Annotated in this window: 18 protein-coding genes and 1 tRNA gene; 12 read left to right on the top strand and 7 right to left on the bottom strand. The window is 66.4% G+C overall.

Features of this window, described 5'->3' with window-relative positions; genetic code table 11:
• Positions 1 to 26: 26 nt before the first annotated feature.
• From MUK72_RS20400 to samp2, 4 genes are all read right to left on the bottom strand, one after another.
• On the bottom strand, positions 27 to 296 hold the full coding sequence (locus MUK72_RS20400) for an HAD family hydrolase (protein WP_425311075.1): 270 nt from the start codon (positions 294 to 296) through the stop codon (positions 27 to 29).
• On the bottom strand, positions 293 to 727 hold the full coding sequence (locus tag MUK72_RS02070; protein WP_280518313.1) for an HAD family hydrolase: 435 nt from the start codon (positions 725 to 727) through the stop codon (positions 293 to 295). Before MUK72_RS02070 ends, MUK72_RS20400 begins: the two co-directional genes overlap by 4 nt.
• Positions 728 to 919: 192 nt before the next feature.
• A complete protein-coding gene (locus MUK72_RS02075) occupies positions 920 to 1246 on the bottom strand; it encodes a GNAT family N-acetyltransferase (protein ID WP_244703346.1) in 327 nt (108 codons plus the stop codon).
• A gap of 46 nt (positions 1247 to 1292) precedes the next feature.
• Complete coding sequence (samp2, locus tag MUK72_RS02080; RefSeq protein ID WP_244703348.1) at positions 1293 to 1484, bottom strand: ubiquitin-like small modifier protein SAMP2; 192 nt, start codon at positions 1482 to 1484, stop codon at positions 1293 to 1295.
• A 99-nt stretch (positions 1485 to 1583) separates the two neighbouring features.
• Between samp2 and MUK72_RS02085 the strand changes: the two genes are divergently transcribed.
• The gene (locus MUK72_RS02085; protein ID WP_244703357.1) at positions 1584 to 2564 is read left to right on the top strand and encodes a replication factor C small subunit; all 981 of its coding nucleotides are present in this window, start codon (positions 1584 to 1586) and stop codon (positions 2562 to 2564) included.
• Positions 2565 to 2568: 4 nt separating this feature from the next.
• On the opposite strand, the gene MUK72_RS02090 is transcribed toward MUK72_RS02085, so the two are convergent.
• Entirely contained in the window at positions 2569 to 3072 is a 504-nt protein-coding gene (locus tag MUK72_RS02090; RefSeq protein WP_244703359.1) for a TspO/MBR family protein, read from the bottom strand.
• A 147-nt stretch (positions 3073 to 3219) separates the two neighbouring features.
• Here MUK72_RS02090 and alaS point away from each other — a divergent pair, with 147 nt between their 5' ends.
• The 6 genes from alaS to MUK72_RS20165 all read left to right on the top strand — a co-directional run bounded on the left by alaS (position 3220) and on the right by MUK72_RS20165 (position 11332).
• The gene (alaS, locus tag MUK72_RS02095; RefSeq protein WP_244703361.1) at positions 3220 to 6000 is read left to right on the top strand and encodes an alanine--tRNA ligase; all 2781 of its coding nucleotides are present in this window, start codon (positions 3220 to 3222) and stop codon (positions 5998 to 6000) included.
• Positions 6001 to 6065: 65 nt separating this feature from the next.
• The gene (locus tag MUK72_RS02100; RefSeq protein WP_244703363.1) at positions 6066 to 7580 is read left to right on the top strand and encodes an NADH-ubiquinone oxidoreductase-F iron-sulfur binding region domain-containing protein; all 1515 of its coding nucleotides are present in this window, start codon (positions 6066 to 6068) and stop codon (positions 7578 to 7580) included.
• 1 nt (position 7581) lies between these two features.
• Entirely contained in the window at positions 7582 to 8535 is a 954-nt protein-coding gene (locus tag MUK72_RS02105) for a 2Fe-2S iron-sulfur cluster-binding protein (RefSeq protein ID WP_244703365.1), read from the top strand.
• Positions 8528 to 10873: a formate dehydrogenase subunit alpha gene (gene fdhF, locus MUK72_RS02110; RefSeq protein ID WP_244703367.1), complete on the top strand. Its 2346-nt coding sequence runs from the start codon at positions 8528 to 8530 to the stop codon at positions 10871 to 10873. The genes MUK72_RS02105 and fdhF overlap by 8 nt, the downstream gene beginning before the upstream one ends.
• Positions 10873 to 11142 (top strand): hypothetical protein, encoded by a 270-nt coding sequence (locus MUK72_RS02115; RefSeq protein ID WP_244703369.1) that lies wholly within the window; start codon positions 10873 to 10875, stop codon positions 11140 to 11142. The genes fdhF and MUK72_RS02115 overlap by 1 nt, the downstream gene beginning before the upstream one ends.
• A gap of 55 nt (positions 11143 to 11197) precedes the next feature.
• Positions 11198 to 11332, top strand: coding sequence for a hypothetical protein (locus MUK72_RS20165; protein WP_280518314.1), 135 nt, complete (start codon positions 11198 to 11200; stop codon positions 11330 to 11332).
• An 18-nt stretch (positions 11333 to 11350) separates the two neighbouring features.
• Here MUK72_RS20165 and MUK72_RS02120 read toward each other — a convergent pair.
• Positions 11351 to 11423, bottom strand: a tRNA-Gln gene (locus MUK72_RS02120).
• A 90-nt stretch (positions 11424 to 11513) separates the two neighbouring features.
• Here MUK72_RS02120 and MUK72_RS02125 point away from each other — a divergent pair.
• Complete coding sequence (locus MUK72_RS02125) at positions 11514 to 12086, top strand: IMP cyclohydrolase (RefSeq protein WP_244703371.1); 573 nt, start codon at positions 11514 to 11516, stop codon at positions 12084 to 12086.
• A gap of 25 nt (positions 12087 to 12111) precedes the next feature.
• The gene (locus tag MUK72_RS02130) at positions 12112 to 12771 is read left to right on the top strand and encodes a metallophosphoesterase family protein (RefSeq protein WP_244703373.1); all 660 of its coding nucleotides are present in this window, start codon (positions 12112 to 12114) and stop codon (positions 12769 to 12771) included.
• Here MUK72_RS02130 and MUK72_RS02135 read toward each other — a convergent pair.
• Complete coding sequence (locus MUK72_RS02135) at positions 12768 to 13946, bottom strand: aspartate kinase (protein ID WP_004053885.1); 1179 nt, start codon at positions 13944 to 13946, stop codon at positions 12768 to 12770. The genes MUK72_RS02130 and MUK72_RS02135 overlap by 4 nt on opposite strands.
• 154 nt (positions 13947 to 14100) lie before the next feature.
• On the opposite strand from MUK72_RS02135, the gene MUK72_RS02140 reads away from it, so the two are divergent.
• The 3 genes from MUK72_RS02140 (at position 14101) to MUK72_RS02150 (ending at position 15474) form a co-directional block, all read left to right on the top strand.
• Positions 14101 to 14484 (top strand): hypothetical protein, encoded by a 384-nt coding sequence (locus MUK72_RS02140; protein ID WP_004053886.1) that lies wholly within the window; start codon positions 14101 to 14103, stop codon positions 14482 to 14484.
• Between the two features lie 260 nt (positions 14485 to 14744).
• Complete coding sequence (locus MUK72_RS02145) at positions 14745 to 15122, top strand: hypothetical protein (RefSeq protein ID WP_004053888.1); 378 nt, start codon at positions 14745 to 14747, stop codon at positions 15120 to 15122.
• Between the two features lies 1 nt (position 15123).
• On the top strand, positions 15124 to 15474 hold the full coding sequence (locus MUK72_RS02150; protein ID WP_244703375.1) for a hypothetical protein: 351 nt from the start codon (positions 15124 to 15126) through the stop codon (positions 15472 to 15474).
• Positions 15475 to 15497: the final 23 nt, after the last annotated feature.

The raw sequence follows: 15497 nt of genomic DNA on the forward strand, positions 1-15497 counted from the left end.
GGAGATCCATTCCGGTCGTCTTCCGATCAAAGGATTCCGGGCAGCTCAGCTGGGGACTCGATCCGATACGTCGGCGCTGGATCGGGGTCGTTCGGATGGGTTCCGTGCTGACGGTTCGAGGGTACCCACACCGACTGCAACCCCGCTTCGTGAGCGCCAACGATGTCGGCAGCATGGTCGTCGCCGACATGGACTGTCGTTTCAGCCGGCACGGAAAGTGCAGAAAGAACGCTTCTAAACGGCTGTAGTGCCGGTTTCGGCGAGATTCCTTGGTCTGGATCACAGAACACCGTCACTCGAAGACGTCCGCGATGCCGAGAGACTCCAGTTTCGCTCTCTGGGTCCGCTTGCCACCGTTCGTAACGAGACCGACGGCGTAGCGTTCGCGGGCGTATTCGAGAGCGTTCTTCGCTCCGGGACGAAACAAGACGGCCGTTTCGTCGACGACGTCAGCAGTGATCTCGCCGAGTGTCACGAGAAGCGACGGGTCGATAACGGTCTCCGTCGGGCGATCTTCGAGAACTGTGCGGTAGAGATTCGTATAGAACTCCGCGTCGTTTGCGGCCGTTTCGATGGTGGTCGTATCGACTGCACGGACATCGGCGGGCGCAAAGAGCGGGTCGATCCCCGCACGTTCGAAAACCGCCCGGTGGATCGTCCGATCGGACTGATCGGAGAGACAGAGCGTGCTATCCAGATCGAAACAGACGGCGTCGATCTTCGACATTTCGTTCACTACAGCGATCAGTGAGGAATCGGTTTCGCCTCACATGACCCCAAGCCGATCAACGAGCAGTTCGGCAGTCGGTAGAGCACCGGATGTCGATGTTCGACGCCACAGGTGTCGTTCGCTATCGCGACATGCGATATATCGAATTGCGCAGCAGGCGCTGCCGGCGGGTCGTCAGCAGTCAACACGTTATTCGTACTGTCCACGGAACCGGTCCGGTTCGTCGGTCGGCTCGATCGCGAATCCGAGTGAATCGTAGAACGGGCGAACGCGGCGGTGGAATTCGGCACGGAGATCGCCAGCGGTCGCTGCGGCGGCGCGCTCGACCAGTCGCGTCCCGATACCCTGGCCGCGTCGCCGCCGACGGACGGCGATGGCGTCGATCTCCCGGCCGTCGAGCACGCACACACCGAGACATCGATCATCCGCGATGGCGATCCACACCGCGTCCGCCCCGATGCGCTCGCGGACGGTGTCGGCGTCGATCGCGAGCGACGCCCCATCCAGGACGTTCATCACTGACGCGAGCTCCGCCGGGCGCGCGAGACGGATTTCCACCGGTTCAGCCGCCCTTGATCAGTCTGAGCACGCGCACGGACTCGGCGTCGATCGCAGCGTCGGCCGGGACCGGTCGGCCATCCAGGAGTACCGTCGCCTCGTGGCGGCTCAGTTCCACCGCATCAAGCAGGTCGCCGTAGGTCCCTTCGACGACGAGTTCGTGGGTGTCGCCGCCGACGATATCGACCGTGACCATACCGACACGAGCCGACGATCGGGTTTGATGCTGTCGGACGGCTCCGAGCGCTCGTCACGGTCTCGGGTGTCTTAAGAGCCGCCCACCCTTCGCATCGCCATGAGCGAGACCAGCGGATCGGGGGGCCGGGGCGAGATCTGGATCGAGAAATACCGCCCGTCGGCGCTCGCCGAGGTCGCCGGCCAGGACGACATCACCGAGCGGCTGCGGAGCTACGTCGCCCAGGACGACCTGCCACACCTGCTCTTTTCGGGCCCCGCCGGCGTCGGGAAGACGACCTCGGCGATGGCCATCGCGCGCGAGATCTACGGCGACGACTGGCGCGACAACTTCCTGGAACTCAACGCGAGCGACGAGCGCGGGATCGACGTCGTCCGCGATCGCATCAAGAACTTCGCACGCACGAGCTTCGGCGGCTACGACTACCGGGTCATCTTCCTCGACGAGGCCGACGCGCTGACGAGCGACGCCCAGTCCGCGCTCCGCCGGACGATGGAGCAGTTCGCGAACAACACCCGGTTCATCCTCTCGTGTAACTACTCGAATCAGATCATCGACCCGATCCAGTCGCGCTGTGCGGTCTTCCGGTTCGGCCCGCTGCCCGAGACGGCGGTCGCGGAGTACGTCGAGCAGATCGCCGGCGAGGAGGGTATCGAGATCACCGACGACGGGGTGGATGCTCTCGTCTACGCCGCCGACGGCGACATGCGCAAGGCGATCAACGGGCTGCAGGCCGCCGCCACCACAGGAGAAACGGTCGACGAGGAGGCGGTCTACGCCATCACGGCCGCCGCACGGCCCGAGGAGATCGAGACGATGGTCCAGCACGCGATCGGCGGCGATTTCACCGCCGCACGCGCGAAACTCGACGACCTGCTCACCGACTGGGGGCTCGGCGGTGGCGACGTCATCGACCAGCTCCACCGCTCGGCGTGGTCGTTCGAACTGGACGACGAGGCGACCGTGCGACTGCTCGAACGAGTGGGAGAAACGGACTACCGCATCACGCAAGGGGCGAACGAACGGCTCCAGCTGGAGGCGCTGCTCGCGTCGCTCGCGCTCGGCGACGCGGGCGAGTGAATCGTCAGTTCAGCGTCCAGATGGCGTAGTTGAGCGCCGTCGCAAAGGAGGCCCAGGCGAGATACGGCACCAGCAGCGCGGCCGCCCGGCGTTCGACGCGCGCCGCGGCACCGATCGTGGCGACGATGATGACCCAGAGTGGGACGATGACGACGAGTCCCAGAATCGGTGATTCGAGCCCGAAAAAGGCAGGTGACCACGCGACGTTGAGCACGAACTGGGCGATGAACAGCGCGAGCGCGACCCGCACTTGGCGATCGTCGAGGCCGGCACGCCAGACGAGCCACGCGGCCAGTCCCTGGAAGGCGTAGAGCACCGTCCAGACCGGGCCGAAGAGCCAGTTCGGCGGGGTGAATCCCGGTTTGTCGAGCGTCGTATACCACGTCTCGATCTGCGGGGCCGTGATCAACCCGCCGGCCGCGCCGAGGAGGACGCAGGCCACGACGACCGACGAGAGCGTGACGAGCGGCCGTCGGTCGGGGAGCGATCGCCAGTCGACTGTCGACATACCTGTCATCAACGAGCCATCGATTTGGCGTTATCGCCGATCGAAACTGCCCGGATCGGGGTACGGAAACCGCCCGACTGGACCGTGAATCGACCGTTCCGAACGGGACGCAACTGTTTTAGGCGAACGGCGGTTTGAGCGGATATCATGAGTACGCTCGAAGCGGAGTACCGACTGCAGTATTTCGAGGAGGAGGGGTTCGTCCGGAAGGAGTGCCCCGACTGCGGCGATTTCTTCTGGACGCGCGATGCAGACCGCGAGAACTGTGGCGAACCACCCTGTGCGGAGTACGAGTTCATCGGCAATCCGAGCCTCGACGAGGAGCGGAGTCTGGAGGAGATGCGCGAGGCGTTTCTCTCCTTTTTCGAAGAGCACGATCACGAGCGCATCGAGCCCTATCCCGTCGCGGCGAACCGCTGGCGCGACGACGTCCTGTTGACACAAGCCTCCGTGTACGACTTCCAGCCGCTGGTGACGAGCGGTGCGACGCCGCCGCCGGCGAATCCGCTGACGATCTCCCAGCCCTGCATCCGGATGCAGGACATCGACAACGTGGGCAAGACGGGCCGACACACGATGGCCTTCGAGATGATGGCCCATCATGCCTTCAACGCGCGCGAGGAGCTCGACGATCCCGACCAGTACGCCTACGAGGGCGAGGTTTACTGGAAGGACCAAACCGTGGAATACTGCGACGAGTTCTTCGAGGCGATGGGCGCGAACCCCGAAGAGATCACCTACATCGAGGACCCGTGGGTCGGCGGCGGCAACGCCGGCCCGGCGATCGAGGTCATCTACCGCGGCGTCGAGCTCGCGACGCTCGTCTTCATGTCGATGGAGCAGGACCCCGACGGCGAGTACGAGCTGAAGGACGGCAACACGTACTCGAAGATGGACACGTACATCGTCGATACGGGCTACGGGCTCGAACGCTGGACGTGGGTCTCACAGGGGACGCCGACGGTCTACGAGGCGATCTACCCCGAGATGATCGCCTTTTTGAAGGAGAACGCCGGCATCGACCACACCGACGAGGAGGAGGAACTCGTCACGCGCGCGGCGACGCTCGCGGGCCACATGGACATCGACGAGGCCGAAGACGCCGAACGTGCCCGCGGGACGATCGCCGAACAGCTCGGCGTCGACGTCACCGAACTCCGCGAGCTGCTCGAACCCTTGGAGGCGATCTACGCCATCGCCGATCACTGCCGGACGCTCGCCTACATGCTCGGCGACGAGATCGTCCCCTCCAACGTCGGAACAGGCTATCTCGCCAGAATGGTGCTTCGGCGGACGAAACGGCTCTGTGATACGGTTGGAGTGGACGCGCCGCTCGACGAGCTGGTCGACATGCAGGCCGAGCGCCTCGACTACGAGAACCGCGACACGATCCGCGACATGGTGCGGACGGAGCTCGAAAAATACCGCGAGACGCTCGAACGCGGCGGACGGCGCGTGCGCCAGCTCGCCGAAGAGTACGCCGAGCGCGACGAGGCCATCCCGACCGAAGAATTGATCGAGCTGTACGACTCCCACGGGATCCAGCCCGACATGGTCGCCGACATCGCCCGCGAGAAGGGGACTGACGTCTCGGTGCCCGATGACTTCTACAGCCTCGTGGCCGCCCGTCACGGGGAGGAGGACATGGCCGAGAACACGGGGGAGCAGACCGACGAGCGCGTCGCCGATCTGCCCGAGACAGAGCTGCTCTACTACGACGATGCCGAGCGCATGGCATTCGAGGCGATGGTGCTCGACACGTTCGAGCGCGAGGAGGGCTACGACGTGGTACTCGACCGAACCCTGTTCTACCCCGAGGGTGGCGGCCAGCCGGCCGACACGGGCACTCTGAGCACCGACGACACGACCGTCGACGTCGAGGACGTCCATCGCGAGGGCGACGTCGTCATCCATCACACGGACGGGGACCCCGGAACGGGCGAGTTCGTCCGCGGGCAGATCGACGCCGGCAGACGACGCCAGCTGATGCGCAACCACACCGCGACCCACATCGTGATCCACGCCGCGCGGCAGGTGCTCGGCGAGCATATCAGACAGGCCGGCGCGCAGAAGGGAACGGATCGCTCGCGGATCGACGTGCGCCACTACGACCGCATCGACCGCGAGCAGGTCCGCGAGATCGAGCGCGTCGCCAACGGGATCGTCACCGACAACGTCTCGGTGGGGTCGGAATGGCCCGATCGCCACGACGCCGAGGAGGAGTACGGCTTCGACCTCTATCAGGGCGGGATCCCACCGGGCGAGCGCATCCGACTGATCCACGTCGCCGACGACGTTCAGGCCTGTGGCGGGACACACGTCGCCCGCACGGGCGATATCGGTGCGATCAAGGTACTCAACACCGAGCGCGTCCAGGACGGCGTCGAGCGGCTCTCGTTCGCGGCCGGTCCGGCGGCCATCGAGGCGACGCAGGACACCGCGGACGCGCTCGCCGAAGCGGCCGGGACGCTCGATGTCACGCCCGCGGAGGTGCCCGAGACCGCCGCACGCTTTTTCACCGAGTGGAAGGAGCGCGGCAAGCGCATCGAGGAGCTCGAATCCGAACTCGCCGAGGCACGGGCCAGCGGCGGCGTCGAGGGCGAGGAAGTTACCGTCGGCGAGGCGAGTGCGGTGATCCAGCGCATCGACAGCGACATCGAAGAGCTCCGCGCGACGGCGAACGCGCTCGCCGAGGGAGGACAGGTCGCGGTCGTCGCCAGCGGAACCGACGGCGCGCAGTTCGTCGTCGCCGTCCCCGACGGAGTGGCGATCGACGCCGGCGAGGTCGTCGGCGAGCTCGCCGGCCGCGTCGGCGGCGGTGGCGGCGGACCGGCGGATTTCGCGCAGGGCGGCGGTCCACAGACCGAAGCGCTCGACGGAGCACTCGAAGACGCTCCGGACGTGCTGCGGCAGGTGCTGAACGCCTGATCGAGGCGGCTCGTGTACGGTAGCTGTGAACAACCCTTTTGGTTCTCACGGTGAAAGTTCGTCCGATGGTAGGTACCGAAGCAGCAACGACGCCGGCGATCCGCGTCGCCGTCGGTTCCGCTGAGCACGACCGCGCGAACGACGTGCTCGCGGCGGCGCGCGAGGCGGCAAGCGACGTTCACGTCGTCGAGACCGGCCCGACCGGTGCGGCGGCTCTCGCCCCGGTGGTGCTGGCCACCGCCGACGGTCGAACCGCCGTCCACGCGGACGTCTCACCCGACCGTGCGCGTGAACTGGTCGAAACGCTCGACGACGGGGAGCTACCGACCGACGAGGCACACGCGATCGTCGAAAGCGACGAAGGAATGTCAACGCCCGAAACGGGACCGCTGGCAGCTGGCCAGCGCCGCGTGCTCGCGCGCTGTGGCTGGGCCGCGCCGGCGGCGCTCGACGAATCGCTCGCCGAACGCGCGCGCGACGACCCTGACGATCTCCGCGAGGGTGTGGCCGGCACGGGCCTGCTCGGGCGCGGGCGCGGTGACGGCCACACCGACGAATCGATCGCAGAGGGCTGGGAAACCGCCCGCGAGAGCGACGGCGAGGCGGTAGTCGTCGTCAACGGCAACGAGAGCGATCCCGCCGTGGACGGCGATCGACTGCTGCTCGAAAGTCGCCCCGCGGAGGTTCTCGACGGCGCGCTGGCGGTCGCGGCGGCCGTCGAGGCGACCGACGTCGTCGTCTATCTGAACGAGGACGACGAGCTCGCGGCACAGCGGGTCCGTGAGGCCGTCGAAAGCGTCGATGCGGGCGGGACGGGAATCGACGTCGTCGCCGGGCCGGATCGGTATATCGCCGGCGAGATGACGATGGCGCTCGAAGCGATGGAGGGGGCCGACCGCCTCGAAGCCCGCCTCCGACCACCGGGGCCGAGCGAGGTCGGGCTCTACGGCCGGCCGACGGTCGTCCACACGCCGCGGACGCTCGCGCAGATCCGTGCGTTCGCGGCCGCTCCGGACGAGTTCGAGACGAGCGCGGCCGATCCTGGCACTCGACTCCTCACCGTGACGGGCGACGGCGTGGCCGGGCCGACGACCGTCGAGCTGGCCACCGACACCGCACTCGCGGAGGCGGTCGCCGATGGTGAGGAGTACAAGATGGCCTGTGTCGGCGGTCGGTTCGGCGGGATCACGCGCTCGCTCGACGTGCCCGCGAGCGCGCGCGCACTCGCCGGTGCGCGCCTCGGCACGGAGGGTGGGATCGAACTGTTCGACGGCGCGACGTGTGCACTGGAGTTTGCTGGCGCGCGCGCGAAGTTCGCCCGCGAGGCAAACTGCGGGCGCTGCGTCCCCTGTCGCGAGGGATCGAAACAGCTCGTCGAACTGCTGCGCGACGTCTATGATGGCCAGTTCCAACCGAGCGAACTGCGCGAGCTGAGTCGCGTCGTCGCGGAATCGAGCACCTGCGAGTTCGGACAGGCCGCCCCGCGGCCGGTGACGACGGCGATCGACACGTTCGAGCGCGAGATCGCCGCCCACGCCGAGGGGCGCTGTCCGAGCGGCGTCTGCATGGAGACCAACTGATATGAGCACCGACCACACAGGACGAGCCGAATCGCTCCCGAGCGTGCCGTCGATCGACGATCCGCGGCCGCATCCGCCGCTGACCGAACACTTCAACACGGGCACCGCGACCGATCCCGACGTGGGCGCGCGCGAGACGAGCAGCCTCACCGTCGACGGCGAGGAGGTGAGCGTCGGCGAGGAGGCGACGATCATCGACGCGCTCGAAGAGGTAGGGGCCGACGAGGAGCTGTCGGCGCTGTGCTACTACGATCGCGAGGACACGGACAGGATCGGTCCGCGCAGCGAGTGTCGGACCTGCATGGTCGAAACCGACGAGCACGGGCTGGTTCCGTCCTGTAGCCACCCTGCCGAGGACGGCATGGCGGTTCGGACCGATAGTACGGAGGCCGAGGAGGCACGGTCGGTGAATCTCGACCTCGTGCTCTCGGACCACAATCTCCGATGTACGACCTGCGGGAAGAACGGACGGTGTGAGCTTCAGGACGCCTCGATCGAGGCCGACGTCGAGGTGCCGAGATACGGCGTGTTCGACGACCGCGACGAGTACGAGCCGATCGACGAGTCCTCGCCGTTCATCCAGATCGACCGGAACAAGTGCATCCTCTGCAATCGCTGCGTCGAGGCCTGCAACGACGTGCAGGTCGAGGGCGTGCTGCGCATCGAGGGGAGCGGCCCGGACACGCGCATCGGCTTCCAGAACGGTGCCGACGAGATGATGGACTCGACGTGTGTCTCCTGTGGCCACTGTGCGACGGTCTGTCCGACCGGGTCGCTCGTCGAACAGGACTACACCGACGCGGCGACGATCCCGGTTCCTGGATTCACCCAGGAGAACTCCATCGGCGAGACCATCGGCGAGGATTACGACGGCCAGCCGAACCCGGCGACGCCAATGAAGGGGAATCAGACCTACGAGGACGACGCACTCGACGGGGAGGCCGACGATGACTGAACACGAAAGCGGCGGGAACGACGGCGAAAACGAGAAGAAGGGCGTCGCGGGCTTCATGCAGCGCGCACGCGACCAGGCCCGCGAGACGAGCGAGAAGGACGTGACGAAGACGGCCCCGTTCAAGGCGTTCGAGCACGCGACCGAGTCGGTCGCGCTGAACACGATGACCGAGGGGCGACTGTTCGACGTGGCCGACGCGCTCTCGGACTACCGTCTGCAAGACGTCGACGTGACCGACACGACCTGTGGCTACTGCGCCGTGGGCTGTCGGTTCGATCTCCACACGAAGGACGGGGAGGTGCTCGGCGCACGACCGACCGATCCCGAGAAAGCGCCGATCAACGGCATCTCGACCTGCGTGAAGGGGAAATTTAGTTACAACTACGTGAACAGCGACGACCGTCTCACCGAACCGCTCGTCAAGGAGAACGGCGAGTTTCGGGAGGCATCGTGGGACGAGGCGCTCTCGCGGGTGGTCGACGGGCTCGGCGGGATCATCGAGGAAGATAGCCCGGACGCGCTCGGGCTGATCTCCTCGTCGAAGGCCACGAACGAGGACAACTACGCGATGCAGCGGTTCGCCCGCGAGGTCATCGGCACCAATAATGTCGACAACTGCAATCGGCTCTGTCACGCGCCGACGGTCGCGGCGCTCAAACAGACCGTCGGCTACGGCGCGGCATCGGTGGGGGTGGAGGACCTCGAAAACACGGACTGCTACCTGCTCTCGGGCTCGAACACGACCGAAGCCCACCCCGTGCTGGCGACACGGATCAAACAGAACGTCGCCGACGGGGCCGACATGGTGGTGTTCGACCCCCGGAAGGTTCAAATCGCCGAGTACGCCGACCAGTACACCCGGACCGAACCGGGCTACGATACGGCCTGGATCAACGGGCTCACTCGGTATATCATCGCAAACGATCTCCACGACGAGGCGTTCATCGACGAGCGCACCGACGGCTTCGACGAGCTGAAGGAGCATCTCGACCAGTTCACTCCCGAGTACGTCGAGCGGGTGTCGGGAGTGCCGCCCGAGGAGTTGGCGTCGGCAGCGGAGACGATCGCCGCAGCCGACTCGTGTTGTTTCTGCTGGACGCTCGGGCTGACCGAGCACACCAACGGAACGGAGAACGTCATCTCGATGTCGAACCTCGCGCTCGTCACCGGCAACATCGGCAAACCCGGCGCGGGGCTGTCGCCGTTCCGCGGGCAGAACAACGTCCAGGGCGGCGGCGGGGACATGGGCCCGCTGCCGAACAACTTCCCTGGATACCAGCCCGTCACCGACGACGAGATCCGCGAGAAGTTCGAGGCGGCCTACGACACCGAGATCCCGAGCGAGGAGGGCTGGCGGACGACCGAACAGTTCCTCGCGGCCGATCGGGGCGATCTCCGCGGGATGTACATCATGGGCGAGAACGCCTCGCTCTCGGAACCCGGCGTCGATCACGCCCAGGAGGTCCTGGACGATCTCGACTTCCTCGTGGTGCAGGACATCTTCCTCACCGAGACCGCCGAACACGCAGACGTCGTCCTGCCGGCGACGACCGCCGTCGAATCCAACGGGACGTTCACGAGTTCGAGTCGACACGTCCAGCTGGTGAAGCGGGCGATCGAACCGAAGGGCAACACGCGTGGCGACTGGGCAATCCTGCAGGCACTCGCCAGGCGGTTCGGCCACGACTGGGACTTCGCGTCGCCCTCCGAGATCATGGACGAGATCGCCGAGCTGACCCCGATCTACGGCGGGATCAGTCACGAGCGGCTCGAAAACGGTGCGGAGCTCCAGTGGCCCTGCTGGAACGACGACCATCCGGGCACCACGCGCCTCTACGAGGAGGAGTTCAACACCGCGGACGGCAAAGCGTCGCTCATTCCGACGGGACCGAACGAGCCGGCCGACATCTCGGACGACGAGTTCCCGCTGACGATGACGACCGGACGCGTGCTCTACCAGTACCACACGGGCACGATGACCCACCGTGAGGAGGGGATCATGTCCTACGTCGGCGAGGACTTCGTCGAGATCAACCCGGAGACGGCCGCCAACGCCGGCATCGAAAACGGCGACTACGTCCGTGTCGAATCACGCCACGGGACGATCCGCGTCACGGCGCAGGTCACCGAGCGACCGGGAACGGACACCGTGTTCGTCCCGATGCACTTCGCCGAATCGGCCGTGAACACGCTCACCGACGAGGAGAACCTCGATACGGCGGCGCGAACGCCCGAGTACAAGGTGACGAGCGTCCGACTCCGGCCGGGTGAGGAGAGCGATCCGGCGCGCACGACCCGTGAGAGCGGCGACCGAACGCTCGCGGAATCCGACGACTGATGACGCTCACACGACGCATCAAGCAGGCGGCGGGGCTCGGCGACGGCGAAGTCGGCGTCGAGAGCGACCGCGAACACGACGTTCGGGAGTGTACGGTCTGCGGGGAGCGCTTCGACACCGGCAAAACGACGTGTCCGGCCTGTGGCAGTCAGCTGAGCCGGACGAAGACGGTTGTACCGCACGCGCTGTTCAACCTGTTCGTGGTGCTCGCGGCGACCGGCCTGCACGCGATCCGGAACGTGCTCACCGGCAACATCCCGCCGGAGTAAGGGTCGATTTTACCCTGGCCAGGGTTCTTATCTGCCTTCCATTCCGAGAGAACGTATGACACGCCACGAGGACCAACCGACGCCAGACGAGAGCGACGAACTGTTCATCTGTCTCGACTGTGGCTACGAGAGCGTCGAGGAAACGGAGAGCTGTCCGGAGTGTGGCGGCGAGCTGGCTGTCAAACACTGAGGACGGATTGGAAAGAAGTAGTCCCACCAGGATTCGAACCTGGGTCGAAGCCCCCAGAAGGCTTCAGGATTGGCCACTACCCCATGGGACTGTACTCCTACCTATCTCGCCGACCCACCTAAGCGTTGCGCGTTCGATCGACGACCGCCAGTTACTTGCTGCCGAGAGGAGGAGGGTCGCCATGTACGTCGGACGATTCCTCGTCATCGGCTCCGAGACCGGCGCGTACCGCGTCTCCTCGCGATCGTTCCCGAACCGGAAGATCATCGAGCGCGACGACCGCCTCACCGTGGTGCCGACCGACGCGGCCGACGAGACGGACAACCCCTACGTCTCCTACAACTGTGTGCGACCCGTCGACGATCGGGTCGTCGTCGGCAACGGCTCGCACACCGATCCGATCGCCGAGAAACTCGCACTGGGCTATCCCGCCCGCGACGCGCTCGCGCTCTCCCTGTTGGCACTCGATTTCGAGAAGGACGACTACGACACCCCGCGCATCGCCGGCATCGTCGGCCCGGAGAGTTTCATCGGGACGGTCCGACGCGACGGGCTCGTCGTCGAGGAAGTGACAGAGCCGACGCTGGTGGCGACCTACGAGAAGGACAGTCCGGAATCGACGGAGATTGCCATCGAGAGCGCCGCCGGGGCCGCACGCGCGGTCTACGACGCCGACTTCGAGCACGCGGTCTGTGCGGCCGGTGTCGCACGGACGGGCGACGGGTTCGAGACGGCCATCGAGAACGGCGATTGAAGGCGGGCGAGGTCGTAACCGGGCCATGATCGTCGGTGTCATCGCGGATATTCACGGAAACCGGGTCGCACTCGACGCCGTTCTCGACGACATGCCGCCCGTCGACGCGCTGGTCTGTGCCGGCGACGTGGTCGGCTACAACCCGTGGCCCGGCGCGTGTGTCGACGCGCTCCGCGAGCGCGGGGTGCCGACCGTGATGGGCAACCACGACCGCGCGGTGGCGACCGGGACGAGCTTTTCGTTCAACAGCATGGCCGGGGCCGGCGTCGCGTACGCCCGCGAGCATCTCGACGACGAGCAGCTGGCGTGGCTCGCCGGGCTCCCCGACGAGCGCACGGAGTTCGACGGACGAGTGAAGATCGTCCACGGCCATCCCGACGATCCGGATCGCTACACCTATCCCGACATGTTCGCCGCCGACATGCTCGACGGCGAGGACGTGCTCGTGCTCGGCCACACCCACGTCCAGCATCACGAGTTCTACGACGGCGGGATCGTGCTGAACCCGGGCGGTGTCGGCCAGCCGCGCGATGGCGACCCGCGGGCGGCCTACGCGACCCTGGATCTCGATGGGATGAGCGTCGACGAGCATCGCGTCGAGTACGACATCGAACGCGTCGAACGCGCGGTGAGTGAGGCGGGACTGCCGGAACAGATCGGGAGTCGGCTGCGGAAGGGTCGCTAAAAGGTGTCCTGAACGATCGACAGCGCGCGTTCGCGGTCGTCCCAGTCGACGAACACCGCCACCGAGGTCGCGCTCGTGATGACGTCGTGGGCGGTGACGTGCTCGTCGGCGAGCGTCTCGATCATCCCCTGGACGACGCCCGACTGGGTCGGAAGCTCGCCGCCCGAGACCCGGATCGCGGCGAAATCGTCGTCGACGGTCACGCTCGACAGGGCGTCCTCGTCGATGACGCGCTCGTGGAGCACCGTCTCGGCCTCCGTCGCGTCCTCGGTGTAGAGATAGAACGTGATCGAGTCGAGACCGCTCGCCGCCGCGTCGATGTTGATCCCGACGTCGCCGAGCGCGCCCGAGAGCGCCGCGAGAATGCCCGGCCGATTTCTGATCGCCCGCCCGGCGACCGTGAGACAGGACAGCGGCGTCTCCTGGAGGTCGATGAGCGTCTCGAAGGTGCCCTCGATGCTGGTCCCACCCTGGAGCAGGTCGCCGTGCTGGTAGTGGACGACTCGGACCCCGAGCTCCGGCTCCTTGTAGTTGAGCGCGCTCGGCGCGATGACCTCCGCCCCGCGAAAGGAGAGGTTGCGGAGCTCGTCGACGCTGATCTCGCCGACGTTTCTGGCCCCCTCGACAACCCGGGGATCGCCGGTCATCACGCCCTCGACGTCGGTGACGATGACGACCTCCTCGGCGTCCATGTAGTTGCCGAGCATGACAGCGGTCGTGTCGCTGCCACCGCGGCCGAGGGTAGTGACGGAACCGGCGTGATCCTCGGCGAGAAAGCCCGTCAGGACCGGGACGACCTCGCCCATGCGATCGGCGAGCGCCTGCGCGCGGCGGGTCGTCTCCTCGACGTCGACCTCGCCGTGGGAATCGGTGATGACCGGCCAGTGCTCGCCGCCGGGTTCGACGAACGCGGCGTCGACGCCGCGCGCCGAGAGGGCGGCCTTGACCATCCGGGCGGAGGTGCGCTCGCCCATGCTGACGATCTCGGCCTTGTCGCTCTCGGCGACGTCGAACTGGATCCCGTCGAGGAGGCTGTCGGTCGTCGAGCCCATCGCGCTGACGACGACGGCGATCTCGTGACCGGCCTCGACGGCGGCCGCGATCGAGTCGGCGGCGCGGTTGATCCGATCGCCGCTGCCGAGACTCGTCCCGCCGAACTTCGCTACGACGCGCATCCCTGCCTCCGTCGGCGATATCGCCGCGTGAGAGTGTCGTGCATGGGTAGCGCTGGTATCGCCCGGGGATAACTGCTTTCATCCATTCCATCGTGACGTTTCGGGCGCGATCGGCCGGTCGAGGGTTTAACTGCCTGCATCCCGACGGCGAGGCATGGAGGTGCGCGATGCCGTCGAAGCCGACGCCGGACGGCTGGCCGCGCTCGGCGACGCGCCGGCGGAGACGATGCGAAATCTGGTTCACGACAGAACCGTGCGCGTGGCGGCAGAAGACGACGATCTCGTCGGATTCGTGAGTTTCGATGCCCGCCGCGACGCGGTCCACGTCACCCAGTTCGACGGCCAGCCGGAAGCCGTCGAGCGCCTGCTCGACGAACCGGCACGGTTCGCGCGGAGCGAGGGGATGGCCGCCGAACTGCTCGTCGAGGCGTCGCGAGAGGAACTCAGGCGCGCCGCAACGGACGCCGGCTTCCGGGAGGTCGGCCCGGGGCCGCGCTTCGACGGCGCACCGACGGTGAAGTTTCGACTCGAAACGTAGGGGTTGCGTAAACGAGTGCCACGCTCTGCGAAGCGAGGACAGTTGGGTCGAGCCGTTCCCGTCCGGTGGATTTTTCCGTCGTGCTGAAAGGACGGAGAGACGCTGGACCGTTTCGGATGGAACAATATTTCGACGGACGATGGAGCGTGGTGCCGCCCGAGAAAGGCGAGGGGAGGGATACCGGAAACAGGAGACGAAGTCGAGTCAATGGTAGCACGACCAGCACAGCTATACCGATCCGTACCGTACGCACGACAGGCATGCCCATCGATATCGCTGCGTTCGAGCACGACGACCGTCTCGGCGAACCGTCGATCGGCGAGCGGGTCATCACCTATCTCGCCGCGAACGACGACAAAGCGTTCACGCGCGGCGAGATCGCGGCCGCCATCGATGCCGCACCGAACGCCGTCGGCAGCGCGCTCACGCGGTTGAAGAATCGGGATCTCGTGCGCCATCGCGAGCGGTACTGGGCCATCACCGACGATCAAGAGCGGCTCCGGGCCGCTGAGGGGCTGCACGATCTGCTGGAAACGCTCGCCGTCGACGACGAGGAGCCGTTCGACCGGGAGGCATGGCTGGCGAACGCGACGCCGGTTGGGAATCAATCGGGCGAGAGTCGATCGGACGGGGAGTGAGATGGACGACGCAGCCGGAATCGGTCGTGGTCACGTTCTCTGGGCGGCCGACCCGTTCAAGCGCGCAGCCGACACGGAGCGCCCATTCGTCGTTTTGAACGACGAAACGCACCCGTTTTCCGGCGAGCAATGGATCGCCGCCGCCGTTTCGACCACACCGCGGCCACACGCGCTCGAAATCACCGAGCAAAACTGGACACACGGCACCCTTCCACAGCGGAGTCATGCGTACCCGTGGGCCATCGTCTCACCACGAATCGAAACGATCGAATACGTCGTCGGAAGCGTGACGAATCGGTTCGTGGACAAGCTCGTCGCCGAGATGGGTAGCTACATCGGACTGGATGAATGAGTCGGCCGTAAGACGGGAACGGC

The sequence above is a fragment of the Halococcus dombrowskii genome, assembly GCF_022870485.1.
In the GTDB taxonomy this organism is placed as follows: Archaea; Halobacteriota; Halobacteria; order Halobacteriales; family Halococcaceae; genus Halococcus; species Halococcus morrhuae.